This window comes from Streptomyces sp. JN8 (genome assembly GCF_055808075.1).
This window is the reverse complement of sequence record NZ_CM147852.1, coordinates 2,841,798-2,868,463: the sequence shown is the minus strand read 5'-3', so window position 1 is coordinate 2,868,463 and position 26,666 is coordinate 2,841,798. Positions and strand designations below refer to the sequence as shown.

General features: G+C 73.0%; 24 protein-coding genes. 10 read left to right on the top strand and 14 right to left on the bottom strand.

All coding sequences use genetic code 11. From position 1 onward, the window contains the following. Nucleotides 1-61 precede the first annotated feature (61 nt). On the bottom strand, nucleotides 62-1,096 hold the full coding sequence (locus ACY0MR_RS12160; RefSeq protein ID WP_388793533.1) for an LLM class flavin-dependent oxidoreductase: 1,035 nt from the start codon (nucleotides 1,094-1,096) through the stop codon (nucleotides 62-64). 199 nt (nucleotides 1,097-1,295) lie between these two features. On the opposite strand from ACY0MR_RS12160, the gene ACY0MR_RS12155 reads away from it, so the two are divergent. After that, the gene (locus ACY0MR_RS12155; protein WP_361853480.1) at nucleotides 1,296-1,625 is read left to right on the top strand and encodes an ATP/GTP-binding protein; all 330 of its coding nucleotides are present in this window, start codon (nucleotides 1,296-1,298) and stop codon (nucleotides 1,623-1,625) included. 15 nt (nucleotides 1,626-1,640) lie between these two features. On the opposite strand, the gene ACY0MR_RS12150 is transcribed toward ACY0MR_RS12155, so the two are convergent. From ACY0MR_RS12150 to mce, 7 genes are all read right to left on the bottom strand, one after another. Further along, a complete protein-coding gene (locus ACY0MR_RS12150; RefSeq protein ID WP_361853483.1) occupies nucleotides 1,641-2,477 on the bottom strand; it encodes an ABC transporter permease in 837 nt (278 codons plus the stop codon). Further along, entirely contained in the window at nucleotides 2,474-3,637 is a 1,164-nt protein-coding gene (locus tag ACY0MR_RS12145; protein ID WP_361853485.1) for an ABC transporter ATP-binding protein, read from the bottom strand. The genes ACY0MR_RS12150 and ACY0MR_RS12145 overlap by 4 nt, the downstream gene beginning before the upstream one ends. Before the next feature lie 220 nt (nucleotides 3,638-3,857). Then, complete coding sequence (locus ACY0MR_RS12140) at nucleotides 3,858-4,637, bottom strand: ABC transporter permease (protein ID WP_361853488.1); 780 nt, start codon at nucleotides 4,635-4,637, stop codon at nucleotides 3,858-3,860. Nucleotides 4,638-4,640: 3 nt separating this feature from the next. Next, complete coding sequence (locus ACY0MR_RS12135) at nucleotides 4,641-5,609, bottom strand: ABC transporter ATP-binding protein (RefSeq protein WP_361853491.1); 969 nt, start codon at nucleotides 5,607-5,609, stop codon at nucleotides 4,641-4,643. A 149-nt stretch (nucleotides 5,610-5,758) separates the two neighbouring features. Beyond that, complete coding sequence (locus tag ACY0MR_RS12130; RefSeq protein WP_030321132.1) at nucleotides 5,759-6,694, bottom strand: coiled-coil domain-containing protein; 936 nt, start codon at nucleotides 6,692-6,694, stop codon at nucleotides 5,759-5,761. Between the two features lie 114 nt (nucleotides 6,695-6,808). Beyond that, complete coding sequence (gene scy, locus ACY0MR_RS12125; RefSeq protein ID WP_473561775.1) at nucleotides 6,809-11,332, bottom strand: polarized growth protein Scy; 4,524 nt, start codon at nucleotides 11,330-11,332, stop codon at nucleotides 6,809-6,811. Nucleotides 11,333-11,544: 212 nt separating this feature from the next. Then, entirely contained in the window at nucleotides 11,545-11,997 is a 453-nt protein-coding gene (gene mce / locus ACY0MR_RS12120; RefSeq protein ID WP_055602101.1) for a methylmalonyl-CoA epimerase, read from the bottom strand. A gap of 137 nt (nucleotides 11,998-12,134) precedes the next feature. On the opposite strand from mce, the gene ACY0MR_RS12115 reads away from it, so the two are divergent. Together ACY0MR_RS12115 and meaB are read left to right on the top strand one after the other, a co-directional pair. Beyond that, entirely contained in the window at nucleotides 12,135-13,337 is a 1,203-nt protein-coding gene (locus ACY0MR_RS12115) for an acetyl-CoA C-acetyltransferase (protein ID WP_361853495.1), read from the top strand. Between the two features lie 35 nt (nucleotides 13,338-13,372). Continuing rightward, entirely contained in the window at nucleotides 13,373-14,329 is a 957-nt protein-coding gene (gene meaB, locus ACY0MR_RS12110) for a methylmalonyl Co-A mutase-associated GTPase MeaB (protein WP_361853498.1), read from the top strand. A gap of 99 nt (nucleotides 14,330-14,428) precedes the next feature. Here the strand turns inward: meaB and ACY0MR_RS12105 are convergent, their stop codons facing one another. The 4 genes from ACY0MR_RS12105 to ACY0MR_RS12090 all read right to left on the bottom strand — a co-directional run bounded on the left by ACY0MR_RS12105 (nucleotide 14,429) and on the right by ACY0MR_RS12090 (nucleotide 17,059). Beyond that, nucleotides 14,429-14,905, bottom strand: a complete 477-nt coding sequence (locus ACY0MR_RS12105) for a MarR family winged helix-turn-helix transcriptional regulator (protein WP_361853501.1) — start codon at nucleotides 14,903-14,905, stop codon at nucleotides 14,429-14,431. An 83-nt stretch (nucleotides 14,906-14,988) separates the two neighbouring features. Beyond that, complete coding sequence (locus tag ACY0MR_RS12100; protein WP_473560683.1) at nucleotides 14,989-15,774, bottom strand: AIM24 family protein; 786 nt, start codon at nucleotides 15,772-15,774, stop codon at nucleotides 14,989-14,991. Continuing rightward, on the bottom strand, nucleotides 15,771-16,421 hold the full coding sequence (locus ACY0MR_RS12095) for an AIM24 family protein (RefSeq protein ID WP_361853507.1): 651 nt from the start codon (nucleotides 16,419-16,421) through the stop codon (nucleotides 15,771-15,773). The genes ACY0MR_RS12100 and ACY0MR_RS12095 overlap by 4 nt, the downstream gene beginning before the upstream one ends. Further along, nucleotides 16,421-17,059, bottom strand: coding sequence for an AIM24 family protein (locus ACY0MR_RS12090; protein WP_221745145.1), 639 nt, complete (start codon nucleotides 17,057-17,059; stop codon nucleotides 16,421-16,423). Before ACY0MR_RS12090 ends, ACY0MR_RS12095 begins: the two co-directional genes overlap by 1 nt. A gap of 107 nt (nucleotides 17,060-17,166) precedes the next feature. Between ACY0MR_RS12090 and ACY0MR_RS12085 the strand changes: the two genes are divergently transcribed. From ACY0MR_RS12085 to glxA, 4 genes are all read left to right on the top strand, one after another. Beyond that, entirely contained in the window at nucleotides 17,167-17,520 is a 354-nt protein-coding gene (locus tag ACY0MR_RS12085) for a DUF3817 domain-containing protein (RefSeq protein ID WP_388793545.1), read from the top strand. Continuing rightward, the gene (locus tag ACY0MR_RS12080; RefSeq protein ID WP_361853513.1) at nucleotides 17,517-17,813 is read left to right on the top strand and encodes an MTH1187 family thiamine-binding protein; all 297 of its coding nucleotides are present in this window, start codon (nucleotides 17,517-17,519) and stop codon (nucleotides 17,811-17,813) included. Before ACY0MR_RS12085 ends, ACY0MR_RS12080 begins: the two co-directional genes overlap by 4 nt. Nucleotides 17,814-18,018: 205 nt before the next feature. Further along, the gene (locus ACY0MR_RS12075) at nucleotides 18,019-19,836 is read left to right on the top strand and encodes a glycosyltransferase family 2 protein (protein WP_473560681.1); all 1,818 of its coding nucleotides are present in this window, start codon (nucleotides 18,019-18,021) and stop codon (nucleotides 19,834-19,836) included. Between the two features lie 3 nt (nucleotides 19,837-19,839). Then, a complete protein-coding gene (gene glxA / locus ACY0MR_RS12070) occupies nucleotides 19,840-21,804 on the top strand; it encodes a radical copper oxidase GlxA (protein ID WP_473560679.1) in 1,965 nt (654 codons plus the stop codon). 29 nt (nucleotides 21,805-21,833) lie between these two features. On the opposite strand, the gene ACY0MR_RS12065 is transcribed toward glxA, so the two are convergent. After that, nucleotides 21,834-22,850: a glycoside hydrolase family 6 protein gene (locus ACY0MR_RS12065; RefSeq protein WP_388793551.1), complete on the bottom strand. Its 1,017-nt coding sequence runs from the start codon at nucleotides 22,848-22,850 to the stop codon at nucleotides 21,834-21,836. Between the two features lie 79 nt (nucleotides 22,851-22,929). Beyond that, nucleotides 22,930-23,922, bottom strand: coding sequence for an ArsR/SmtB family transcription factor (locus ACY0MR_RS12060; protein WP_473560677.1), 993 nt, complete (start codon nucleotides 23,920-23,922; stop codon nucleotides 22,930-22,932). Between the two features lie 93 nt (nucleotides 23,923-24,015). Here ACY0MR_RS12060 and ACY0MR_RS12055 point away from each other — a divergent pair, with 93 nt between their 5' ends. From ACY0MR_RS12055 to ACY0MR_RS12045, 3 genes are all read left to right on the top strand, one after another. Beyond that, a complete protein-coding gene (locus tag ACY0MR_RS12055; protein ID WP_473560675.1) occupies nucleotides 24,016-25,677 on the top strand; it encodes an MFS transporter in 1,662 nt (553 codons plus the stop codon). A 31-nt stretch (nucleotides 25,678-25,708) separates the two neighbouring features. Further along, entirely contained in the window at nucleotides 25,709-26,218 is a 510-nt protein-coding gene (locus tag ACY0MR_RS12050) for a MarR family winged helix-turn-helix transcriptional regulator (protein ID WP_361863175.1), read from the top strand. Nucleotides 26,219-26,331: 113 nt separating this feature from the next. Next, nucleotides 26,332-26,664 carry a DUF3817 domain-containing protein gene (locus tag ACY0MR_RS12045; RefSeq protein ID WP_361863178.1) on the top strand — a complete coding sequence of 111 codons (333 nt, stop codon included), beginning with the start codon at nucleotides 26,332-26,334 and terminating at the stop codon, nucleotides 26,662-26,664. Nucleotides 26,665-26,666: the final 2 nt, after the last annotated feature.

Sequence of the window (26,666 nt, the reverse complement as noted above, 5' to 3'; positions counted from 1 at the left end):
GTGCGCCGCCCGCACGGACGGCCCGCCCCCGCCCGTACGGATCGCACGTCCGTCCCAGGGGTCAGACGAGCAGCGGCAGGACCTCCGTGCCGAGCCGCCGCACGTTCTCCTCGGTCGCAGCGAGGTCGCCCGTGCCCTCGGCGAGCAGGGCGTAGCGGGTGATGCCCGTGCGCTCCGCCGTCGCCGCGAGCCGGTCCGCCGCGCTCCGGGGGGTGCCCACCGGGTGCAGCCCGCAGAGCAGCTCGGTGTACGCCACGGGGTCCCGCATCGCCCGGTGCCGGCCGTCGACGGTGACATGGGCGTCCAGCCCCTGCTTCAACCAGCCCGGCATCGCCTTCACCAGGGCCTCGGCCGCGTCCGCGGCCCGGTCCGCGAGCTGGGCCACCCCCGCCGAGACGTGCTGCGCCCCGATCCGGGCGATCTCGTCCGGGTCCCGGCCGGCCTCCCGCGCGCAGCGCCGCCAGGCCGCGACCATCTCCGCCTTCTCCTCGTCCCCGCAGTGCATGCCGAGCAGCATCGGCAGTCCGCGCTCGGCGGCCAGCCGCACGCTCCGCGGGGAGGTGCAGGCGACGACGACCTCGGGCGCCGGGTCCCCGCCGATCAGCTCGTCGGCGCGGGGGACCACCGGCACCTCGCGGAAGGCGAATCGTTCTCCCTCGGCTCCCACCCGGGGCTCGGAGAGCCAGCGCAGCAGCAGGTCGAGCGCTTCGGGGAAGCCCTCCTCGTACGCGCCGAGGCCCGCGCCGAAGACCTCCAGGTCGACCCAGGGGCCGCCCCGGCCCACCCCGAGGGTGAACCTGCCGCCCGAGGTGAGGTGCAGCAGCGCCGCCTGCTCGCCCAGCGCGACAGGGTGGACGTTCGGCAGGACGCTCACCGCCGTGCCCACCCGCAGCCTTCTGGTACGGCCCAGGAGCAGCGCGGCCAGCGTCACCGCCGAGGGGCAGACCCCGTACGGCACGAAGTGGTGCTCCGCGAGCCAGGCCGAGTCGAGGCCCGCCTCCTCGGCCACCTCGGCCGTCCGCACCGCCCGGTGCAGGGCCTCACCCTGCCCCTGGCCCGGGAACTGCGCTGCCAGAACGAACGTACCCACGCGCATCGCCTTGTGCCTCCTCTGCGGCCGACGCGTAACTCGCCTCGCACTGGCACCAACGTCTGACACGTGCCAAAGGCAACGGCCGTTCATGAAGTTCTTGCGATTTTCGGCTAAGCCGCCGCCGGCGGGGCCCGGGGCACCGCATCGCGGCCCGTAGGCTGGAGGGAACCGTCCGTGTTCCCCGACCCCGTGAGGTGTGCCCGTGTCCCCGCGCCACAACCGTTCCCGAGGCGGCGAGAAGCCCGAGTCGCGGCAGGGCGACCACGGCGACCGGTACGGCGGCGCCCAGCGCACCGAGACCTGGCAGGGGGAGGAGTGGTACGTCCGCCTGGTCGCCGGAGCCAGCGCGCCCGGCAAGCGCTACCGCTGCCCCGGCTGCGACCAGGAGATCCCGCCCGGCGCCCCGCACGTCGTCGCCTGGCCCGAGTGGGGCGGCGTGGACGACCGCCGCCACTGGCACAAGGCCTGCTGGAACGCGAAGGACCGCCGCACCAGCAGGGTGCAGCGGTCCAGGAACGCGCCGAAGTACTGAGGCCGGAGCCGGGCCCTACACGTCCCGGCTGTTCAGCAGGGCGTAGGCGCCGGCCAGCGCCACCCCCGCCACCCCGGCCATGATCAGCAGCGGTTCCCAGCCCGACGGGCCGGCGTCGCCGAACGGCGGCTGCGCGGCGTACAGCGCGATCATCTGCGAGGGGATCGCGTACGTGAAGAGCCACTCCTGCACCGACTTCAGCGTCGGGGAGAACATGAACAGGGCCGCCACGAGCGGCAGCAGCAGCAGACCGATCATCACCGTGATCGCACCGGCCGAGTGGCGGATGAGCGTGCCGAGCGCCAGCGAGAGCAGCCCGAGCAGGGCCAGGTAGGCACCCGCGCCGACCGTCGCCCGCAGCCAGTCCGACGCCGACGGCGCGGCCGCCGAGTCCACCAGGGCGACCTGCCCGAGTCCCACCAGGGTGGCGACCACCGTCGTCACCGTGAAGACCAGCAGGAAGAAGACGATCGCCTTCGCCGTCAGCACCCGGGCCCGGCTCGGGCAGGCCGTCAGGGTCGTGCGGATCATGCCGGTGCCGTACTCGGAGGCGATGGTCAGCACCCCGAGCGTGATCACGCAGATCGAGGCCGGGAGCATCCCGAAGAAGCCGAAGCCGAGCGCGGACTCGTCGCCCATCGGCGCCTCGGAGCTCGCCGCGATCGCCGCCACGCCCAGGCCGATGGCCAGCATCAGCAGGACCATCACCCCGAGCGTCCACAGCGTCGAGCGCACCGAGCGGATCTTCGTCCACTCGGAGGCCAGCGCGTCACCGAGGTGCGCCCTGCGGACCGGGATCGGGGAGACGTAGGAGTGCGGTGCCGGGGCGTGGTGCGGGGCGGGGGCGGTCATCGGGCGTCCTTGGTGGTGTCGCTCGGCCGGGGGGTGGCCGGCTGCGGAGGGGCCGGGGGGACCGGAGGGGCGTACGGAGCGGCCGCGGGCGGCTGTCCGGGCGCTCCCGCGTACGGGTTCTGCCCGGGCGGCGGCGGGGCGTACCAGCCCTGCTGCGGCACGTCCTGCACCACCGGCTGCGGCGGCACGCCGTACCCCTGCTGCCCGGGCTGCTGCGGCGGCTGGAGGTGCGCGAGCCGGTCGTCCGTGGAGCGGTAGTCCACGGCGCCCTGCGTCAGGCGCATGTACGCCTCCTCCAGGGAGGCCTGGTGCGGGGACAGCTCCCAGAGCCGTACGTCCGCGCCGTGCGCGAGGTCGCTGATCCGCGGCAGCGGCAGACCCGTCACCCGCAGCGCGCCGTCCGGCTCCGACAGCACCTGGCCGCCGGCCTCCATGAGCGCCGCCGTCAGCTTCTCCCGCTGACCCGGCTCGGTCGCGGGGGTCCGCACCCGGGCGAAGTCGGCGGAGTTCGCCGAGATGAAGTCCTTGACGCTCATGTCCGAGAGCAGCTGCCCCCGGCCGATCACGATCAGATGGTCGGCGGTGAGCGCCATCTCGCTCATGAGGTGGCTGGAGACGAAGACCGTCCGCCCCTCGGCGGCGAGCTTCTTCATCAGGTTCCGGACCCAGAGGATGCCCTCCGGGTCCAGGCCGTTCACCGGCTCGTCGAAGAGGAGCACCTGCGGGTCGCCGAGCAGCGCCGCGGCGATGCCCAGCCGCTGGCCCATGCCGAGCGAGAAGCCCTTGGAGCGCCGCTTGGCCACGTCCTGGAGACCGACGACCCCGAGGACCTCGTCCACGCGCTGCGCCGGGATGCCCGCGAGCTGCGCGAGAGACAGCAGGTGGCTGCGCGCGCTCCGCCCGCCGTGCACGGCCTTCGCGTCGAGGAGCGCGCCGACCTGGCGGGGCGCGTTCGGCAGCTGCCGGAAGGGGTGGCCGCCGATCGTGACGTGCCCGGCGGACGGCTGGTCGAGCCCCAGGATCATCCGCATCGTGGTCGACTTGCCCGACCCGTTCGGTCCCAGGAAGCCGGTGACGACACCGGGCCTCACCTGGAAGGAAAGGTTGTACACGGCCGTCTTGGCGCCGTAGCGCTTCGTCAGGCCGACTGCCTCGATCATTCTCCAGCCCCATCGCCAGGTCGGTCGCACCATGGTCGGGGCGTGGCGGCCGTCGGCCGGAGCCCCCCGTATGAGCTAGGAGCTTATCCAGCCGTTGACGGTTCCGGCGAAGCGGAGAAGACCTCCGGGCCCGCTCCGGGGGAAACCTCAGGGTTGTCCCGCAAGGGGCCCCGGCGCGATCCCGCGGGACCTGCGCCGGGCCCCCGGAGGTCCCTCGGGGTCAGGCGTCCCGCTTCTTCATCACCAGGTAACCGCCGGCCAGCGCCGCCACCACCCAGAGCACCATGATCCCCAGCCCGGCCCACGGGCCGTAGGGAGCCTCCTCCGTGTTCATGGCGTCCGGGACGACCTGCATGATCTTCGAGCCGGCCTGGTCGGGGAAGTAGCGGGCCACCTCCTTGGCCTTCGGCACGGCCGCCAGGATCTGCGAGACCAGGAAGAAGAACGGCATCAGGATGCCGAGCGACAGCATCGACGAGCGCAGCATCGCCGCCACGCCCATGGAGAACAGCGCGATGAGGCCCATGTACAGCCCGCCGCCGATCACCGCCCGCAGCACGTTGTCGTCGCCGATCGAGGCGCTGTGCTCGCCGAGCAGCGCCTGCCCGAGGAAGAAGGCGAGGAAGCTCGTCGCGAGGCCCACGGCGAAGGCCAGCCCGCCGGCCACCGCGATCTTCGAGAAGAGGAAGGTCGCCCGCTGGGGCACGGCCGCCAGCGAGGTGCGGATCATCCCCGAGGAGTACTCGGTCCCCACCACCAGGACGCCGAAGACGACCATCGCCAGCTGCCCCAGGGTCATCCCGAAGAAGCTCACCAGGGTCGGGTCGAAGGTCGCCCGCTCGACCTCGCTGAGGTCGTCGAAGGTGGAGTTGAAGACGGCGGACAGCGCCGCGCCGATCGCCACCGTGACGATCAGGGCGCTCGCCAGGGTCCAGACGGTCGAGGACACCGTCCGGATCTTGGTCCACTCGGACTGCAGGACCGCGGATACCGCTGCCATGGCTCAGGCTCCCTGGGAGGTCGTGCCCCACTGGGGGCCGGGCGCCGGGGCGCCACCGTGTACATCGGTGCCGTGCGCGTGGTACTCCACCGCACCGGCGGTCATCTGCATGAAGGCCTCTTCGAGCGAGGCGCGCTGGGCGCTCAGCTCGTGCAGCACGAGCCCGTTCTCGGCGGCGAGTTCACCCAGCTTCTCGGTCGTCGCCCCGTCGACCTCCAGGTTGCCGCTGCCCGCCTCCACGGCGACGAACCCGTGGGCGTGCAGCACGTCCCGGAGCCGCTCCTGCTGCGGGGAACGCAGCCGCACATAACTCCGGGAATTCTCCTGGATGAAATCCGCCATCGACGTGTCGGCCAGCAGCTTTCCCTGCCCGATCACGATCAGATGATCGGCCGTCAGCGCCATTTCACTCATGAGATGGCTGGAAACGAAGATCGTCCGGCCTTCGGCCGCCAACGCCTTCATCAGATTGCGGATCCAGTGAATTCCCTCGGGGTCCAGACCATTGACGGGTTCGTCGAACATGAGGATCTCGGGATCGCCGAGCAGCGCCGACGCGATCCCGAGGCGCTGCCCCATGCCGAGGGAGAAACCCTTCGACTTCTTCCGGGCGACCGGCGTCAGACCCACCAGGTCCAGCACCTCGCCCACCCGGCGCTCCGGGATGCGGTTCGACTGCGCGAGGCACAGCAGGTTGTTGTACGCGGAGCGGCCGCCGTTCATGGCCTTGGCGTCGAGCAGCGCGCCGATGTACTTCAGCGGCTCCTCCAGCTCCCGGTAGTGCTTGCCGTCGATCCGGACCGTCCCGCTCGTCGGGTTGTCCAGATCCAGCATCATCCTCATCGTCGTCGACTTGCCCGCCCCGTTGGGCCCGAGGAAGCCCGTGATCACCCCAGGACGCACCTGGAAGGACAGGTGGTCGACCGCGGTCTTCGCCCCGTATCGCTTGGTCAGGCCCTCAAGCTCGATCATGAGATCCAACCTACGGGCGCGCAAAACCCCCCGCCACCGGAATGACAGGGGGTTCTGGGGAACGCTACGAACTCGTTACCGGTTGTCCGTCAGGTCGACGGCGCTCACCCGGACGGCCGTACGGGGGGCGGCCGTACGCGGCGGGCGCGTCAGCGGGACTGCTGGGCCGGGACGCCGGCCGGACGCTCGTCGTCGATCGGGGATCCGGCCGCCGCCACCGCGGCACCGGTCAGCGTCGCCAGCATCTCGCGGACGTTGGTCAGCTGCGCGTTGATCGAGTCCCGGCGGTTCGTCAGCGCCGCGAGCTCGCGCTCCGATTCGCTGCGGATCCGGTCGGCCTTGGCGTTCGCGTCGGCCACGATGTCCTCGGCCTGGCGCTGCGCGGTCTCCACCGTCTGACGGGCCCGGCGCTCCGCGTCCGTACGCAGCTTCTCGGCCTCCAGGCGGAGCTGCTCGGCGCGGTGCTCGATCTCGGCGAGGCGCTTCTCGGCCTTGGCCTGACGCGAGGCCAGGTCGCGCTCCGACTGTTCGCGGCGCTTGGCCAGGTTGGTCTCGAAGTCCGCGGCGGCCTGGGCGGCCTTGGCGCGGGTCTCCTCGAAGAGGGCGTCCGCCTCCTCGCGCTTCGACTGCGCGTCCTTCTGCGCCTCGGCGCGCAGCGTGTTGGCCTCGCCCTGCGCCTTCTCGACGATCCGGACGCCCTCGTCCTCGGCCTTCGACTTGCGCTCGGCCGCGAAGGACTCCGCGTCGTTGCGCACCTGCTGGGCGGCCGACTCGGCCAGCTCACGGTGCTGCTCGGCGGCGCGACGGGCCTCCTCACGCAGGTCCTTCGCCTCCTCCTCGGCGAGCCGGAGGATCTTCTCGACCCGGGCGCCGAGCCCCGCGTACGACGGCTCGGCGTCGGTGACCTGAGCCTGGGCGTTCTGCGTCTCGAGGTGGAGTTCCTCGATGCGCTTCTCCAGGGAGGTGATGCGGGACAGCGCACTGTCGCGGTCGGAAACGAGCTTGGTAATGCGGTCGTCCACCTGACCGCGGTCGTAACCGCGCCGCACGAGCTCGAAGCCGAAGGGGGAGGATGTGTCGCTCATGGGTTTCCTGTCGAATGAGACCGGTGAGGTGTTAGAGGGAATCCTAGGGGCCGAAGCGGCGTGTCATCGAGCGTATGCCCGTTTGATCTGGAGAATGTCCAGCCTTTTGAGTGGCTAGCCGTCCTGGGACTTGCCACTCGAACGAGTGGAACCCGCCGAAGCGCCCGCCTTGACACCCGCTGTCCCGGCGGACTTCGCGCCGGCGGAGGGGGTCTCGAAAGACTCCAACGCCTCCAGCACGTCCTGGACACGGGAGATCTCGGCATTGATGTCCTTGCGGCGCCGCACGAGCACCTCCAGCTCGCGCTGGCCCTCCTCGACCGTCTGCTCGGCCTCGGCCCGCGCCTCCGCCAGCGCCCGCTCCGCCTCGGCCTTGATGGCCTCGGCCTCCGCGACGAGCGAGGCCTTCTTCTGCTCGGCCTCCTTCAGGAGCGCCTCGGCCTTGCGGACGGCGGCGATCCGGACCTTGCTCGCCTCGGAACTCGCCTCGGAGACCAGCTCCTTGGCCTTCTCCTCGGCCTCGGCCCGCTGCTCGGTGGCGGCCTTCACCAGGTTGTCGACCCGCTCGCCCGCCGTCTTCATCTGCTCGGCGCTCTCGCGGCGCGCCCGCTCGTGCAGTTCCTCGATCTCGCCCTCGATCCGGCCCCGCAGCTCCTCGGCCCGCTCCCTTATCGCCGTCGCGTCGCCGCGGGCCCCGACGAGCAGCTCGTCCGCGTCCGTACGGGCCTTCTCGACCAGGGAGTTGCCCTCGACCGTCGCCTCGGCGACGATCCGCTCGGCCTCCTTGCGGGCCGCGCCGACCATCAGGTCGGCCTGCGACTCGGCTTCGGTGGTGGCGCGCAGCGCCTCCTCCTGCGCCTTGCCGATGAGCTGGTCGGCCTGCTCGGCCGCGTCGGAACGCTTCCGCGCGCCGGCCTCCCGCGCCTCGTCCAGGGTCCGGTCGGCCTCCGTGCGGGCCTCCGAGCGCATCTGCTCGGCGGCCGCCTCGGCCTCCGCCCCGAGCCGCTCGGACTCGGTGCGGATCCGCTCGGCGTCCTGCCGGGCGGAGCCCACGGTCGCCTCGGCCGCGGCGCGGGCCTCCGCCGTGACGGAATCGGCGAGTTCGGCGGCCTCGCGGGTGAGCCGCTCGGCCTCCGCGACCGCCTCGGCGGTGAGCCGTTCGGCCTCGGCGTTCGTCTCGCGGGTGAGCCGCTCCGCCTCGGAGGTCGCCTCGGCGATGAGGGCGTCGGCCTGCTCGGCGGCGTCGGCGCGGCGCTTGTCGGCGGCCTTGCGGGCCTCGTCGAGGACCTTCTCGCCGTCGGCCAGGGCCGCGTTCCGCAGGGCCTGCGCGTGCGCCTCCCCGTCGATCTTGACCTGTTCGGCCTCGGTACGGAGGCGCCGGGCGTCCTGCTCGGTGGTCTCCATGAGCTCGACCGCCTCGGCGGTGAGCCGCTCGGCCTCGGCGTTCGTCTCCCGGGTGAGCCGCTCCGCCTCCGAGGTCGCCTCGGCGATGAGGGCGTCGGCCTGCTCGGCGGCGTCGGCGCGGCGCTTGTCGGCGGCCTTGCGGGCCTCGTCGAGGACCTGCTCGCCGTCCGCGACCGCGGCCGCCCGCAGCGCCTCCGCGTGCGCCTCCCCGTCGGCCTTGACCTGTTCGGCCTCGGTACGGAGGCGCCGGGCGTCCTGCTCGGCGGTCTCCATGAGCTCGACCGCCTCGGCGGTGAGCCGCTCGGCCTCGGCGTTCGTCTCCCGGGTGAGCCGCTCCGCCTCCGAGGTCGCCTCCGCGAGGAGGGCGTCCGCCTGCTCGGCGGCGTCGCCGCGGCGCTTGTCCGCCGCCTGACGGGCCTCGTCCAGGATCTGCTCCGCCTCGGCGGCGATCCGCTCCGCCTCGGTGCGGGCCTCGCCGACGACCGACTCGGCGCGCTCGGCCGCCTCCGAACGGATCCGGTTCGCGTCGTCGCGGGCGTCGGCGCGGGTGCGGGCCGCGTCCTGCTCGGACGCGGCGAGCGCGTCCGTCGCCTCGGTGCGCACCCGCTGCGCGTACTCGGCGGTGTCCGTCCGCAGCTTCTCCGACTCGGCGATCGCCTCGGCGACCGTCCGCTCGGCCAGCGCCTTCGCGGCGTCCGTCTCCTCCTGCGCACGCGTCCGGGTGCGGGTGGCGTCCTCGGCGGCCCGCTCCCGCTCCTCGTAGGCGTCGGCGCGGACCCGGTCCGCCTCCTCCTGCGCCTCGGAACGCGTCCGCTCGGCCGCGTGCTCGGCGGCGCTGCGCAGCCCGGCGATCTCCTCCTCGGCCTGCTCGCGCAGACCGGCCACCGAGTCCCGCACCTCCTGGGCGGTCTGCTCGGCCGTGGTGAGCATCTCGGTCGCCCGCGCCTCGGCCTCGTCGACCAGCCGCTGCGCCTCGACCTGCGCGTCCTCGACGCGCTTGCGGGCGGCGGCGAGGAGTTCCTCGGACTGCTCGCGGGCGTGCTCGCGCTCCCGGCCGGCCTCGGAACGGGCCGACTCCAGGGTCTCCTCGGCCTCCCGGCGGCGCCGCACGGCCTCGTCCTGGGCGGCGGCCAGCGCCTCGGCGGCCTCCGCGGCCACCCGCTCGGCCGCGGCCGCGGCCTCGGCGCGCACCCGGTCGGCGGTCTCCTGGGCCTCCGACCGCAGCCGCTCGGCCTCCCCGGCCGCCTCGGTGCGCAACCGTCCCGCCGCGCTCTCCGCCTCGGTCCGGGTGGCGGAGGCGTCCGACGCGGCCTCGGCCCGCAGTCGCTCGGCCTCCTGCTCGGCCTGCTCCTGGAGCGTACGGATGCGCTCGGCGGCCTCGGTCCGCAGCCGCTCCGTCTCCTCGGCGGCCTCGCGCCGGATCAGCTCGCCCTCGGTGCGCGCGTCGGTGAGCTCCTCCCCGGCCGCCGCGACCTTCGCCTCGGCGTCGGTGTGCAGCCGGGTCAGCTCCTCGGCGGCCTCCGCGCGGCGGGCCTCGGCGGCCCGCTCGGCGTCCGCGCGCAGCCCGGCCGCGGCCTCCTCGGCCGCCGCCTTGACCGACTCGGCCTGCTCCTCGGCCTCGGCGCGCAGCCGCTCGGCCTCGGCGCGGGTGCGCTCCAGGGTCTCCTCGGCCTGCGCCCGGAGCGTCTGGGCGCGCTCCACGGCCTCCGACTTGACCCGCTCGCTCTCGGCGCCGGCCTTCGTCCGCAGCTCGTCGGCGTCGGTACGGGCCTTGGTGAGGAGTTCCTCGGCGGTGCTGGCCGCCTCCTCGATCTGCTGGACGGCCTCGCGGCGCGCCTCGCCGCGGATCCGCTCGCCCTCCGCGATGGCCTCGGCGCGCAGCTGCTCGGCCTCGCCGCGCAGCCGGCGGGCCTCCTCCTGCAGCTCGACCGTCTTGGCGCGGTACTCCTTGGTGTCGTCCTTCGCCGACCCGAGCAGTTCGTCGGCCTGCTCCTCGGCCTCGGAGCGCAGCCGGTCGATCTCCGCCTCGGTCTCGCGGCGGATCCGCTCGGCCTCCTCGGAGGCCTTGCGGGTGGTCTCGCGGGCGTCGTCGGACGCCTTGGTGAGGATCTCCTCGGCGTTCCGGGCGGCCTTGGCGAGCGCCGCGGCGGAGTCCTCGGCGGCGACCGTACGGGCCTTCTCGGAGGCCTCGGAGACGAGCTTCTCGGCCTCGGCGGTCGCCTCGCGGAGCTTCTCCGCGGCCTCGGCCTTGAGCGCCTCGGCGTCCTTGGTGGCCTCACCGACCAGCCGGGCGATCTCGGTCTTGGCGGTGCGGGTGCGCTGCTCGTTGACCGACTCGGCGGTGGAGAGCTGCTTGGCGGCGGCGTCCTTGGCCTCGGCGAGGGCCTTCTCGGCCTCGGCGCGGGCGGCGCGCAGCCGCTCCTCGGCCTCCTGCATGCGCTGCTCGGCGGCGCGGGAGAGCTCGGTGGCCTGTCGGCGGGCCTGGTCGGTCTCGGCGGCGGTGCTGGAGCGGAGCTGCTCGGCGTGGCTGGTGGCCTCCTGCGCCTGGCTGGAGGCGGCGCCGAGGAGGCGCTCGGCGTCCTTGCGGGCGCGCAGCAGAATCGCTTCGGCCTCGGCGCGGGCGGCCTCGGCCTCGGAGCCGACGCGGCGGCTGGTCTCCTCGGCGAGCCGGGTGGCCTCGGCGCGCGCGGTGGCGAGCGACTGCTCGGCCTCGGCGCGGGACTCCTCCAGCAGGCGGCGGGCCTGGGACTCGGTGCGGGCGCGGAGCTGCTCGGCCCAGGCGACGTTCTCGTTGACGTGCGCCTCGACGGTCTGGCGGCGCTCGCTGAGTTCCTGGTCCAGCTGCTGGCGCCGCTGCACCGCCTCGTTGTGCAGTTCGGCCTGGAGCCGGGACTGGTGCTCGGCGTGCTCCTGGAGGATGCGCTGCGTCTGCGCGCGGGCGTCGCGGAGTTCGCGCTCGGCGTCCTGACGGAGCTGCTCGGCCTGCGCCTGCGCGTTCCGCAGGAGCTGCTCGGCCTGGTAGCCGATGTCCGCGCTGTCGTAGGCGGGCCGGGACGCGATGGTGCGCCGCGCCTCGTGGAGCTTGGCGCGCAAGACCTCGACCTGGTATCCGAGATCCTCGGCGTGCTGAACGGCCTTCTCGCGCTCGGTCTTCAGCCGGTCCATCTCGGCTTCGAACCTGGCGAGATGGTCGTCTTCAGCTCGGTGGCTCTCCTGGCGTTCGTAGCCCCGCACTGCGCGGTCCATCCTTCCCCGAGCTCTTCGAGCAGGGGAGACCCCAACCCTGTTCGCAACTCCGACGAGTCCGACCTCACGGCTGAGGACGGACCCCCGGGGAATCGTGGCAGATCGGACGACCCCGACATCCCGACTACGGTGCCGCACGGAGCGGCCCCGACCGGCCCCGGCCCGGAGCCGCCCACTCTACCGGGCCAGGAATCCGGAGGTCAGTGCTCCGCTGAGGAGTGGTCAGCCGACGGCTCCGCCGAGGTGACCAGTTCCGTGAGGACGCCGTGGCAGTCCTTGGGGTGCAGGAAGGTGATCCGGGAGCCCATCGAGCCGATCCGCGGCTGGTCGTAGAGGACCCGGACGCCCTTGGAGCGGATGTCCTCGGCGTCGCCGTCGACGTCGGCCGTCCCGAAGGCGATGTGGTGCACGCCCTCGCCGTTCTTGGCCAGCCACTTGCCCACGGCCGAGTCCTCCCGGGTGGGCTCCAGGAGCTGGAGGTAGGAGGCCCCGCCGTCCGAGGTGTCGTTGATCTTGAGCATGGCCTCGCGGACGCCCTGCTCCTCGTTGACCTCGGAGTGGAAGACCTCGAAACCGTACGTGGCACGGTAGAACTCGACGGTCTTGTCCAGGTCGAAACAGGCGATCCCGATGTGGTCGATTCGCGTCAGCATGCCTCCAGTGCAGCGCCGCCGGGGTGGTTACGCAACGTGCGCGCCGTCACACCGACCGGCCGATGACCGGGCGGTCCGCCGCTCAGTACATTGGCGGTAAACCCTCGTTCACTTCTCATCCCTAGGGGCCGTGCCTCATGTCTGGAACGACCGGTACCACCTCAGTGATCGTCGCGGGCGCCCGTACGCCCATGGGTCGCCTGCTCGGTTCGCTCAAGTCCTTCTCGGGCGCCGACCTCGGCGGTTTCGCGATCAAGGCCGCCCTCGACCGTGCGGGCATCGGCGGCGACCAGGTGCAGTACGTGATCATGGGCCAGGTGCTCCAGGCGGGTGCCGGGCAGATCCCCGCCCGCCAGGCCGCGGTCAAGGCCGGCATCCCGATGAACGTGCCGGCCCTCACCGTCAACAAGGTGTGTCTGTCCGGTCTCGACGCCATCGCGCTCGCCGACCAGCTGATCCGCGCGGGTGAGTTCGACGTGGTCGTGGCCGGCGGCCAGGAGTCGATGACCAACGCCCCGCACCTGCTGCCGAAGTCCCGCGACGGCTTCAAGTACGGCGCCGTGGAGATGCTCGACGCCATGGCGTACGACGGTCTGACCGACGCCTTCGAGAACATCGCCATGGGCGAGTCCACGGAGAAGCACAACACCCGCCTGGGCATCCGGCGCCCCGAGCAGGACGAGATCGCCGCCCTCTCGCACCAGCGTGCCGCCGCGGCCCAGAAGAACGGCATCTTCGAGGCCGAGATCACCCCGGTCGAGATCCCGCAGCGCAAGGGCGAGCCCGTCGTCTTCTCCAAGGACGAGGGCATCCGCGCGGAGACCACCGCCGAGTCCCTCGGCAAGCTCCGCCCGGCCTTCGCCAAGGACGGCACCATCACCGCCGGCTCCTCCTCGCAGATCTCCGACGGCGCCGCCGCCGTCGTCGTGATGAGCAAGGCCAAGGCCGAGGAGCTGGGCCTGGAGTGGATCGCCGAGATCGGCGCCCACGGCAACGTGGCCGGTCCGGACAACTCGCTCCAGTCGCAGCCGTCGAACGCCATCCTGCACGCGCTGAAGAAGGAGGGCCTGACCGTCGACGACCTCGACCTGATCGAGATCAACGAGGCCTTCGCCGCGGTGGCCGTCCAGTCAATGAAGGACCTCGGCGTTACCCCCGAGAAGGTGAACGTCAACGGTGGCGCCATCGCCCTCGGCCACCCGATCGGCATGTCCGGCGCCCGCGTGGTGCTGCACCTGGCCCTGGAGCTCAAGCGGCGCGGCGGCGGCATCGGCGCGGCGGCCCTGTGCGGCGGCGGCGGTCAGGGCGACGCGCTGATCGTCCGCGTCGCCGGCAAGTAAGTCACCTCGGCAAGGTCAGGCAAGGAGCTCAGCACATGGTGGACGTCCCCGCTCTGGTCGCCCAGGCACGGGAGGGCAGGCCGCGGGCCGTGGCCCGGCTGATCTCGCTCGTGGAGGGGGCGTCCCCGCAGCTGCGCGAGGTCATGGCGGCGCTCGCGCCGCTCACCGGCGGCGCGTACGTGGTGGGCCTGACCGGCTCGCCCGGCGTCGGCAAGTCCACGTCGACGTCCGCGCTGGTCTCCGCCTACCGGCGGGCGGGCAAGCGGGTCGGCGTCCTGGCCGTCGACCCGTCGTCGCCGTTCAGCGGCGGTGCGCTTCTCGGCGACCGGATCCGGATGGCGGACCACGCCTCCGACCCGGGCGTCTACATCCGCTCCATGGCCACCCGCGGCCACCTGGGCGGACTCGCCTGGTCGGCGCCGCAGGCGATCCGCGTCCTGGACGCGGCCGGCTGCGAGGTGATCCTGGTGGAGACGGTCGGCGTCGGGCAGTCGGAGGTCGAGATCGCCTCCCAGGCCGACACCTCCGTCGTCCTCCTCGCGCCGGGCATGGGTGACGGGATCCAGGCCGCCAAGGCGGGCATCCTGGAGATCGGCGACGTGTACGTGGTGAACAAGGCGGACCGGGACGGCGCGGACGCGACCGCCCGGGAGCTCAACCACATGCTGGGGCTGGGCGAGGCGCGCGGGCCCGGCGACTGGCGGCCGCCTATCGTGAAGACGGTCGCGGCGCGCGGCGAGGGCGTCGACGAGGTCGTGGAGGCCCTGGAGAAGCACCGCGCGTGGATGGAGGAGCACGGGGTCCTGGCGGAGCGCCGCCGGGTCCGCGCCGCGCGCGAGGTGGAGACCATCGCGGTCACGGCGCTGCGGGAGCGGATCGGCGACCTGCACGGCGACCGGCGTCTGGACGCCCTCGCGGAGCGGATCGTGGCGGGCGACCTCGACCCGTACGCCGCCTCGGACGAGCTGGTCGCGAGCCTGACGGGCAACTGAGCGGGGCCGCGGCCCCGCGGGTACGGAGAAGGGCCCCACCGGGACGACCGGTGGGGCCCTTCTCCGTCAGGTCCGCCGGGTCCGACGGGTCCGTCGGGGCTACGGCTTGCCGCGGCGGCCGCGCAGCTGGTCGGCGACCGGCTTGAGGGACTCGCGCAGGTCGCCGAGGGCGTCCGGGCCGATCTGGTCGATGAAGTGCTTGCGCACCGACTCGACGTGGTGCGGGGCGACCTTCTGCATCGTGGCCATGCCCGCGTCGGTCAGCACCGCGTACAGCCCGCGCCGGTCGGACTCGCAGTTCTCCCGCCGGACCAGTCCGGCGTTCTCCATCCGGGTGATCTGGTGCGAGAGCCGGCTCTTCGACTGGAGCGTGGCCGCGGCCAGGTCGCTCATGCGCAGTCGCCGTTCCGCCGACTCCGAGAGGTTCACGAGGATCTCGTAGTCGTTCATCGTCAGGCCGAAGGGCTGGAGGTCCCGCTCCAGCTGGTACGTCAGCATTCTGTTGACGTCCAGGAATGTGCGCCACGCACACTGCTCGGCGTCGGTGAGCCACGGAGTGGCGGTCTCGGTCTCCATGTATGGATTCTACCTAAGAAGTTGAATACTTGACGAAGTCTGGGAGCGTGCGTTCGATGACGTCACACTCCGCAGACTACCGCTCACAGCCCGAAGCGACGCTGGAGGTCACCGAGCTGGCCGGGAAGGCGCGGTACCGAGCCTTGCACAGACTGGCCTGAACCGGGCGATCCGTGGCCCCCCGGCACGCCCGCCTGGGCCGGCGGCCCGCCGATCTCCCGCTCCGCCATCAGGATCTCCGTCGACTGGAGCAGGACCGTCCCCGTCCCCACGAACTCGAACTGGTGCTCCTCGCCGGAGGTGCCCCCGAGGCCGGTCAGCGCGCGCACGCCCCCCATCACGCCCGTCATGTACCCGTGGTCGTAGTGGTGGCAGGGGGAGGGGCAGTCCGCCCAGCCGACCAGCGCCTGCGGGTCCACCCGCATCGGGGGCTCCATGAAGACCACCGGGCCGTTCGACGCGGCCACGAACTTGCCGGTGCCGATCAGCGTCACGAAGCCCGGCACGATCGACTGCTTCAGCGCGAGGCTCGGCTGGTAGGCCAGCAGGTTCCCCGAGCGGATCGTCAGGTTGCCCTCGTCGAGGTCGAACGAGTTCACGTCGAAGGCCCGGTCCGCCAGCAGCATCTTGCCGCTGCCCTCCGCGACCACCCAGTCGCTCGCGTGCAGCGGCGAGTGGAAGGACGTCCGGACCAGGCGGTCCAGCCGCCCGTGCCCGATGCCGTTGAACTCGATCCGCCCGTAGTAGGCGATCATCTTGCCCTTCTGCAGGAACCACTGGGAGCCCTTGAGCTCCACGCAGAAGGTGTACGCGTTCACGTTGTCGTCCGACGGCAGGGTCGCCGGGTCGTGGATCACGGGACCGGTCACAGCTTCTCCTCCGAGGCCTGCACGTACACCGCACCGCTGCCGCTCAGCTCCAGCTGGAACGCCTCGCCCGAGCCGCGGCCCACCATGTCGCGCCAGCCGAGCGCGGTGGAGAGCTTGTTCCGCACGTCGCCGTGGTGGGCCACGTACGCCTGCGGGTCCACGTGGACCGGGCGGCCCGGGGTGATCGGCAGCTCGATCACCCCGCCGTGCGCCATCACCGCGACCGCGCCGTGCCCCCTGAGGGTGGTGGTGAAGAGGCCCTGGCCGGTCACCTGGCCGCGGACCATGCCCATGACCCCGCCCTGCGAGCCCATGAACATCGTGCCCTGCTCCAGGGTGCCGTCGAAGGCCAGCAGCCGGTCGGCCTCCACGTACAGGGTGTCCCCGGTCAGCCCGATCACCTGGATGTGGTGACCGCCGTGCCCGAACATCACCGTGCCGTTCCCCTCGACGGTCATCAGCGGCGTCGCCTCGCCGGCCACGCGGCGGCCGATCATCGACATCACACCGCCCTGGCCGCCGGCGGTGTTCGGCGTGAAAGTGACGTCGCCGCGGTACGCGAGCATCGCGCCACGCTGGCTGAACATCCGCTGCCCGGGGACGACCGTCGCCTCGATCATCTTCGAGTTGATCTCACGGAACGGCACTAGACGTCCCCTCCGACCGTGTTGCGCTCGCTCGGCTGGACGTACACGAGGCCGTCCCCCTCGAACCGGATCTGGAAGGCCTCGCCGCCGCCCTCGCCCATGAAGGTGCGGAACGTCACACCCGACTGGAAGTGCTGCTGGAGGTTGCCCTGGTGGGCGATGTACGCGCCGGGGTCGACCTGGAGCGGGTACTGCGGGGTCACCCGCAGCACCACCGCCGGGCCGTCGGACATGATCGCGGCCTGGCCCGTCCCCTCCACGGTCGTGGTGAAGAGGCCGTTGCCGGTCGCTCCGCCGCGCAGGCCCGTGAAGGTGGTGCCGGTGCGCAGCCCCGCGTCGGTGCAGAGCAGATTGCTCGCCTCGACCCAGAGCTTGTCGCCGTGCAGCGAGACGAGGTTGATCTCGGAGGCCCGGTCGGCGAACCAGCAGGTCCCCTGGCCGCGCACCTCCATCACCTCCATCTGCTCACCCGTGAGCCGGCGGGTGACCATGCCGCGCAGGCCCTCACCGCCACCGCTCATCTTCTTGAACGCCATCTGGCCGTCGTAGGCGACCATCGAGCCGTTCTTCGCCTTGACGGCGTCGCCGGTCATGGAGACGGCGAGCACCTTGCTGCCTTGGAGTCGGAACGTTGCCACCCGCTGAAGGTACTGGGGACCCGGATAAAGAGACAGCAAAGTCGGCATGCACAATGGACGGGCCCTTGTGCATCCGTTCACAAGATCGAACGAAGGTGACCCCCTCCGTGGACATCAAGACCGCTTCCTCCCTCCACCGGCTCCGGCTCGTCTCCGCGCCGGAGGCCGTCTCGTTCCTGCTCCTGCTCGTCTGCTCGGTGCTGAAGCGGACGACGGACTTCAACGCGGTGCCGGTCATGGGTGCGATCCACGGCCTGCTGTTCGTCCTCTACGTGCTGTTCTGGCTGGACGCCTGGAACCGCACCAAGTGGAGCTTCGGGACCGCCGCCCTCTACTTCGTCCTCTCCGTGCTGCCGTTCGGCGGCTTCTACGCCGAGCGGAGGCTGAAGCGCGAGGCCCAGGACGCGGTCATCGCCTCCCGCGCCCGCGCCGAGCAGACCCAGGGCGCGGTGAAGGCGTGATCGTCGCGTTCTCCGTCACCCCGCTGGGCGTGGGGGAGGAGGTCGGCGAGTACGTCGCCGACGCCGTCCGCGTGGTCCGCGAGTCCGGCCTCCCCCACCGCACCGACGCCATGTTCACCTCCGTCGAGGGCGAGACCTGGGACCAGGTCATGGACGTCGTGAAGCGCGCCGTCGCCGCCGTGGAGGCGCGGGCGCCGCGCGTCTCGGTCGTCATGAAGGTCGACATCCGCCCCGGCGTCACGGACGGCCTGACCAGCAAGGTCGCCACGGTGGAGCGGTACCTGGAGGGCTGAGGCCCCCGCTCCCGCCCCCCGGCGAGAAGCCCCCGGTCCCCTGCGGGACCGGGGGCTCCGTCGTGCCCGGGGGCGGCCGCCCCCGCGCCTGGAGGGTGCCGCCGGCCTCCCCCGGACCGACCCACTCGGAGTAGTCCAGTCGACACGCCGGTGGTTCGCCCCTTTTGCTGGGCTATCGGCATGTTCGACGACCGCGGGAGGCATCGTGGGCCGAGGAGGGTACGACTACGAGACCTACAGCCGACTCGCCGGTCCGCTCACCGAACCCGACCCGGTGGCCTACACGGTCCGGTACCGGAGCCTGCTCGCGAAGGAGCCGCACCGCGTCCGGGCCGTCCTCCTGATGAGCCTCGCGCCCGTCCTCTCGGGCCTCCTCCTGGCCTACCTCGTCTGGCCGAGCCACCGCACCGTCCGGGAGGGCGGCGACCCCCTGCTCGTCCACCTCGACACCGCGATGCTCGTGTCGATCGGCCTCATCTGCCTCTTCATGCTGGTGAACGTCACGTCGATCGCCCACGCCACCATGGTCGCCCGCGACCCCATACCCGTGTACGCCGAGCCGGGCACCCGGGTCGCCTTCCTCACCACGTACGTCCCGGGCAAGGAACCGCTCGCCATGGTCCGCGCGACCCTCCGGGGCGCCACCCGGCTGCGGCACGACGGCCCCCTCGACCTCTGGCTCCTCGACGAGGCCGACTCCGCCGAGGCCCGGGAGCTCTGCGCCGAACTGGGCGTACGCCACTTCAGCCGGGCCGGCGTCCCGGAGTGGAACCGCGCCGAGGGAGTCCACCGGGCGAAGACCAAGCACGGCAACTACAACGCCTGGCTCGCCGCGCACGGCGACGCCTACGACTACTTCGCCTCCGTCGACACCGACCACGTCCCGCTCCCCGACCTGCTGGAGCGGATGCTCGGCTACTTCCGCGACCCCGACGTCGCCTTCGTCGTCGGACCGCAGGTGTACGGCAACTACACCGGCGTCGTCACCAAGGCCGCCGAGTCCCAGCAGTTCCTCTTCCACGCCCTCGTCCAGCGCGCCGGGAACCGCTACCACGCGCCCATGTTCGTCGGCACCAACAACGCCGTCCGGATCTCCGCGCTCCGGCAGATCGGCGGCCTGCGCGACTCGATCACCGAGGACATGGCCACCGGCTTCGAACTGCACCGCAGGAGGAACCCGGACACCGGCCGCTTCTGGCGCTCCGTCTACACCCCCGACGTCCTCGCCGTCGGCGAGGGCCCGGCCTCCTGGACGGACTTCTTCACCCAGCAGCTCCGCTGGTCCCGGGGCACGTACGAGACGATCCTCCGGCAGTACTGGAAGACGCCCTTCCGCGTCCCGCCGGGCCGCTTCCTCAACTACACCCTGATGCTCGCCTACTACCCGATGACCGCGGTCAACTGGCTCCTGGGCATCCTCAGCAGCGTCCTCTACCTCTGGTTCGGCGCCTCCGGCACCCAGGTCTCCACCTCCGTCTGGCTGATGATCTACAGCGACGCCGTCGCCCTCCAGATCGGCCTCTACCTCTGGAACCGGCGGCACAACGTCTCGCCCCACGAGCCCGAGGGCTCCGGCGGCCTCGCCGGCATGGCGATGTCCGCGGTCTCCGCCCCCGTCTACCTCATGTCGCTGGGCTCGGCGGTCCTGCGCACCCGCGGCCGCTTCGTCGTCACCCCCAAGGGCGGCGAGGCCAGCCCCGACCGGCTCGCGACCTTCCGCATCCACCTCTTCTGGGCGGCGGTCCTCCTCGTCTCGCTCGCCGCCTCCGTCCCCCTCGGACACACCCACGCGGCCATGCGCACCTGGGCGTCGCTCGCCCTCGTCATCGCCCTCGCCCCGGTCACCCTCTGGGCCTGCGCGGCCGTCCGCAGGAGGCGGGTGCTCCGCGTCCGCGCCCAGGCCCGCGCGCGGACCCGCGCCCGCCGCCCCGCCGGGACCCGCGAAGGGGCCGCCACGGCAGCCGCCGCGCCGCACCCGACCGCCCCCGTGGGCCCCGCGCCCACGACGACCGGAGGGAGCTGACCCATGGCGAACCGGCCGTCGGCGAAGTTCCGGAAGACCCTCCTCGGCAGCGGGGCGGTCGTGGTCCTCGCGGCGCTCAACGCCCCCGCCGCGGTCTCCTTCGCCGAGCAGAGGTACCACGCCTACAAGATCGCCCAGCCCGGCTACCAGCGGCGCTTCGGCTCCTGGGCCGAGGTCCCGGTCCCCGAGCAGTACCGCGTCAACGCCATCCACGCGGCCCTGCTGCACACCGGCAAGGTCCTGCTCATCGCCGGCTCCGGCAACAGCCAGAAGAACTTCGACGCGGGGACCTTCGAGACCGTCCTCTGGGACCCCGCCGCGAACACCTTCAAGAAGATCCCGACGCCCGTCGACTTCTTCTGCTCCGGCCACACCCAGCTCCCCGACGGCCGGCTGCTCGTCGCGGGCGGCACCGCCCGGTACGAGATCCTCGACGGCGAGGTCAGGAGGGCCGGCGGGGGCATGCGGGTCAAGAACGAGAACCCCGACAAGGCCGTCACCCTCAGGAAGGGCACCGTCTTCCGCTCGCCCTCCGGCATCGAGTACGTCTCCCGGTTCGACGTCACCGTCCCCAGGGCGAAGCGCGAGTTCGAGATCTCCTACGACGGCGGCGGCCGGATGAAGCCGTGGAAGACCAAGGTCACCGCCGCCGAGGCCCGGGTCTTCGTCGAGGCCCGCGAGGAGGGCCCGCAGGCCCTCACCACCGAGGCCGCGCAGTACGAGGTCGTCGGCCTCAAGGGCGACGACGCCGACGACGTCTACGGCCTGGCGCAGAAGCTCACCACCGAGAAGCAGGACTTCCAGGGCATCAAGGGCGCCTACGAGTTCGACCCGAGGGCCGAGCGGTACGTCCCCGTCGCCCCCATGAAGGACGCCCGCTGGTACCCCACCCTGGTCACCCTCGACGACGGCCGGGTCCTCGCCGTCTCGGGGCTCGACGACGTCGGCGACGTCGTCCCCGGCGACAACGAGATCTACGACCCCGCGACGAAGAAGTGGACCAAGGGCCCCACCCGCTACTTCCCCACCTACCCCTCCCTCTTCCTCACCCGGGGCGGCAAGCTCCTCTACACCGGCTCCAACGCCGGATACGGCCCCGCCGACAAGGGCCGCGCGCCGGGCCTGTGGGACCTGGAGAAGAACGCCTTCACCCCGCTCGGCGGGCTCACCGACCCCGACCAGCTGGAGACCTCCTCCTCCCTGCTGCTCGCCCCGGCCCAGGACCAGAAGGTGATGGTCCTCGGCGGCGGAGGGGTCGGCGAGTCGCCCCGGTCGACCGCCCGCACCTCGATCGTCGACGTCTCCGCGGACAGTCCCGTCTTCACCGACGGGCCGGCGCTCCCGCAGGGCACCCGCTACCTCAGCAGCGTCCTGCTGCCCGACGACACCGTCCTCACCACCGGCGGCTCGCGGGACTACCGGGGCCGCGGCGGCAGCGACATCCTCAAGGCCCAGTTCTACGACCCGCGGACCAACGCCTTCACCGCGGCGGCCGCACCCACCGTCGGCCGGAACTACCACTCCGAGGCGCTGCTGCTGCCCGACGGACGGGTCGTCACCTTCGGCTCCGACCCGCTCTTCGACGACAAGGACGACACCCGCCTCGGCACCTTCGAGCAGCGCGTCGAGGTCTTCACCCCGCCCTACCTCCACCGGGCCGGCGCCGACCGGCCCGTCCTGGGGGAGGGGCCGCAGGAGCTCGACCAGAACGGCCGCGCCACCTTCAAGACCGCGGACGCCGGCCGGATCGCCGAGGCCCGGCTCATGCGCCCCAGCGCCGTCACCCACACCACCGACGTCGAACAGCGCTCCGTGGAGCTCGGGCTGACGAGGAGCGGGAACGGGACGACGGTCACCGTCGACGTGCCGGACGACCGGACCCTCGTCCCGCCCGGCTGGTACATGCTCTTCGTCACCGACGCCGACGGCATCCCGTCCGAGGCGAAGTGGATCCAGGTCGGCGACTGACCCGGGCGGCCCGCCGCGGGCCCGCGGAGCTACCCCCGCGCCCGGCGCGCCAGACCCAGGGCGTACTCCGGCCACCAGGTGCCCGCGGCCGGGCCGCCCCGGCACGTGCCGTCCGAGTCGCCGGGGCGTTTGATCCACAGGTACGCGTCCACCAGGCCGTCCCCGGTCCGGTCGGTCGGCGGGACGCCGAGGGCCCGGCCGGGCGGATTGCACCAGGCGTCCGCCCGGTCGCCGGGGAGCGGGCCGTCGCCGTTGCGGCTGGTGTCCACCGTGAAGTGCGCGCCGCCGAGCAGCCCCGACAGCGCGGCGCCGAACTCCCGCACCCGGTCGGTCGTCTGGAAGTTGGAGACGTTCAGCGCGAAGCCGTCCGCGCGGGCGACCCCCGCCCGGCGCAGCGGCTCCACCAGCCGGCCCGGGTCGTCGATCCACGCCGGGTTGCCCGCGTCCAGGTAGACCCGCGTGCGGGGCTGCCGCTTGAGCCGGTCGACCGCCTCGGCCAGCAGCCCGTACCGCTCGTCGTGGTACTCGGCCGGGGTGCAGCCGTCCACGAGGTGCGGCACCGCGTCCGGCTCCAGGACGACGATCGCGGCGGACTCCCCGAGCGCGGCGGCGAAGGACTCGATCCAGGCCCGGTAGGCCCCCGCGTCGTGCGCGCCGCCCGCCGAGTACATGCCGCAGTCGCGGTGCGGGATGTTGTACGCCACGAACACCGCCGTACGGTCCTGCGCGGCCGCCCCCCGCACCGCACGGGTGATCTCCGGCACGGGATCGTCGCCGGCCGGCCAGTCCGCTACCGGGCGGTCCGCGATCCGCCGCAGGACCTTCGCGTCCTCGGCCCGGCCCCCCGCCTCGTACGCGCGCACCTGGCGGGCCGCGTCGCTCTCCGGGTCCACCCAGAACGGCGAGCCGCCTTCGGGGGCCGCCGTCTCGCCGCGCGCGGACGGCGGACCGACCGGACCCCGCCGCGGCGCGTCCCCGCCGCACCCGGCCACGAGCAGGAGGCAGGCGAGGACCAGGGCGGCGGCGGTGACGGTGCGGCGGGACATCCGGCCCCCAGGCTCGGGTACGGCGGGCACGGCGCCCCGGGCGGACGGCGGGGCGAGCCGGGCCATCGTGACACGCGGGTCAATCCGTTCCGGGCTGCGACACCGCGATCCCCAGCGGGGTCCGCTCGTACAGCACCTGGTGGCCGTACCGCCGCGAGGTCAGCAGTCCCGCGTCCCGCAGCACCGCCAGATGCGCGGAGACGGTGGACGGGGCCCGGCCCAGCAGGTGCGAGAGCGCCGTCGTCCCCATCGGCTCGGCCAGGGCGCACAGGACGTCCGCCCGCACCGGGCCGAGGAGCCGCCCGAGCGCCTCCGGGGTGCGGTCGCCCGCCCCGGACCACAGACCGCCGATCCCGCGCGCCGGGTAGACCACCGTCGGCTGCCACGGCGGATCGAAGCCGCTCACCACGTCCGGCCAGGTGAACACCGACGGCATCAGGACGAGCCCCTGCCCCTCCAGCGGCCGGACGTGCTCGCCGCGGTAGGCGACCCGCAGCGTGGCGGCCCGCGCGTCCCACGCGAAGGCCGGGTGCAGCTCGTCCAGGAGCCGTTCGAGCCCGCCCTCGGCCAGCCGCCGCGAGTGGTAGGCCACGTCCGCCTCCAGGAGGGCCCGCAGCCGGGGCCAGTCCGGGGCGATCAGCGCCTCCCACGCCGCCCTGAGCAGCTCGGCGAGCCGCAGCACGGCCCCGGCGGGATCGGCGAGGAGCCGCCGCCCCTCGGGTGTCTCCGCGGCCCCCGGGGTGTCCGCGAGCGCCCGCTCGAAGTCGGTCAGGACCAGCGCCGGATCGGTCTCCCGCACCGCCGCGATCTCGTCCTCGAAGGCGGCGGCCGGTCCCAGCGGCGGCGGGTAGAGGAAGTCCGGACTGTGCCCGTGCAGGGGCATCAGCAGGTGCAGCGGCCCGAGGTCGAGCTCCCGCGCGGCGGACGCGATCCGCCGCATCCACGGCAGGTGGTAGCCCTGCCTGCCGGGCCGGGCCAGGACCCGTACGGCGGAGTGCGTCTCCCAGAGGGGCGAGATCGCGAACCGGATCCGCAGCGGATCGGCCTCGCCGAAGCGCAGGTGGTACGGCACGGGCCCTCCGGGCGGGACGAGCGGACGAGCGGAAGATTCGCCTGGGTCCGAAAGTCTAGGGCGGGCCGCCCCGCCGACGGCACGCTGCCTGCCATGCCCACCCACGACGACCCCACCACCGCACCACCCGGGACCGGACCGCGACCGACCGCACCCGCGACCGTCCCCGCGCTTGCGCCCGCGACCCCGTCCGCACCCGTACCCGCGCCCGCGTGCGCACCCGTACCCGCGACTGCGATTGAGTCCGCGCCCGTCCCCGCACCCGCAACCGTCCCCGCGCTTGCGCCCGCGCCCGCGACCCCGTCCGCACCCGTACCCGCGCCCGCGTGCGCACCCGCACCCGCGACTGCGTCCGCACTCGCACCCGTCCCCGCGCCCCCGCCCGAGCCCGAGCCCGCGTCCGCACCCGCGACCGTCTCCGCGACCGAGCCCGCCTGCGAGCCGCCGGCCGCGCCCGCGGACCCCGCCGCCCCCGGCCCCGCTCCCGGTCCCGCCGGACGGCCCGGCTACCGGGCCGTCTTCCGGGTGCGGGAGTTCCGGGTCGTCTTCGTGGCGCACCTGTTCTCGCTGCTCGGCGTCGTCGTCAGCGAACTCGCCCTCACCGTGCTCGTCTACGACCTCACCCGCTCCCCGCTCCTCTCCTCCCTCACCTTCGCCCTCGGCTTCCTCCCCTACCTCGTCGGCGGCACCCTGCTCGCCGGGCTCACCGACCGGTTCCCGCCCCGCCGGATCCTGGTGGTCTGCGACCTCTTCTGCGCGGCCTGCGTCGCGCTCATGGTCGTCCCCTCCACCTCCGTCGCCGTCCTGCTCGTGCTGCGCTGCGCCATCGCCGTCGTCTCGCCCGTCTTCAACGGCACCCGGATGGCGACCCTCGCCGACATCCTGGGCGAGGGCGACCTCTTCGTCCTGGGCCGCTCCCTGCTCCGGATCGTCTCCCAGAGCGCCCTGCTGACCGGCTACGCCGTCGGCGGCGTCCTGCTCACCGTCCTCCCGCCGCGCGGCGCGCTCGCCGTCACCGCCACCACCTTCCTCGTCTCCGCGCTGCTCCTCCGGTTCGGCACGGTCCGCCGGCCCGCCCGCGCCCCCGCGTCCGGGGCGGCCGGGAGCGGGCTCTCCGGCACCTGGGCCGTCCTGCGCGACCGCCGCGTCCGCGCCCTGATGCTGATGTTCTGGGCGCCGCCGCTCTTCGCGGTCGTCCCGGAAGCGCTCGCCGCGCCCTACGCCGACCGGATCGGCGTCTCCACCGCGGCGCTCGGCCTCCTCATGTGCGCGCTGCCCGTCGGCACCATCGCGGGCGAGCTGTTCGCCGGGGCCTTCCTGTCCGCCGCGACCCGCTCCCGGATCGTGCTGCCGCTCGCCGTGACCGGCGTCCTGCCGTACCTGCTCTACGCGCCCGAGCCCGGCGTGCCCCTCGCGGCCGCCGCCCTCTTCCTGGCGGGTGCCACCGGGGCGTACACCCTCGGCCTCGACGCCTGGTTCGTCGCCGCCGTCCCGGAGGAGCAGCGGGGGAGGGCCATGACCCTGATGACGGCGGGCATGATGACCGTCCAGGGCGTCGGGATGGCGGGCGCCGGCCTCGCCGCCGAGTTCGTCCCGGTGCACGCGGTCGTCGCCGGCACGGGGGTCCTCGGCACCCTCTGCCTGCTCGCCGCCGCCGCCGAACTGCGGGCGGCCGGGGCGGCGGGCGCGCCGGGAGGGGCGCGGCGGCGGGGGACCGGCGGGGCGGCCGGCGACCGAAAGGCGAGACGGGGCTGACCGGCATGTGACCAGTCGGTAAGGTCGACGCGTGCCGAAGCCGCTCAGTCTCCCCTTCGACCCCATCGCCCGCGCCGACGAACTCTGGCAGAAGCGCTGGGGCCCGGTCCCCTCGATGGCCGCGATCACCTCGATCATGCGCGCCCACCAGATCCTCCTCGCGGAGGTCGACGCCGTCGTCAAGCCGTACGGGCTGACCTTCGCGCGCTACGAGGCACTGGTGCTGCTCACCTTCTCCAAGGCGGGCGAGCTGCCGATGTCCAAGATCGGCGAGCGGCTGATGGTCCACCCGACGTCTGTGACGAACACGGTGGACCGGCTCGTGAAGTCCGGGCTGGTCGACAAGCGCCCCAACCCCAACGACGGCCGCGGAACGCTCGCCTCCATCACGGAGAAGGGCCGTGAGGTGGTCGAGGCCGCCACCCGCGACCTGATGGGGATGGACTTCGGGCTCGGCGCCTACGACGCCGAGGAGTGCGCCGAGATCTTCGCGATGCTGCGCCCGCTGCGGGTCGCCGCGGACGATTTCGACGAGAGCTGACGCGCCCGGCCGCGGGGGCCGGTCGGGACCGGCCGGCCGGGCCGACCGGCCGGGGCCCGTCGGGACCGGACCCGCGCGAAGATCGCCCGGAACGTGCCGTTACGCTCGACGGCATGAAATCCAGCGTGCTGACCCGTTACCGCGTCATGGCGTACATCACCGCCGTCATGCTGCTCGTGCTGTGCACCTGCATGGTCTTCAAGTACGGGTTCGACATGGGCGAGGACGTGACCTTCGCGGTCTCCCAGGCCCACGGCGTCCTCTACATCATCTACCTCGTCTTCGCCTTCGACCTGGGCTCCAAGGCTCGCTGGCCGTTCGGGAAGCTGCTCTGGGTCCTGGTCTCGGGCACCATCCCCTTCGCCGCGTTCTTCGTCGAGCGCAAGGTCGTCGCCGAGACCCTGCCGCTGATCGACGGCGCCCGGCCGGAGCCGGTCAAGGCCTGACA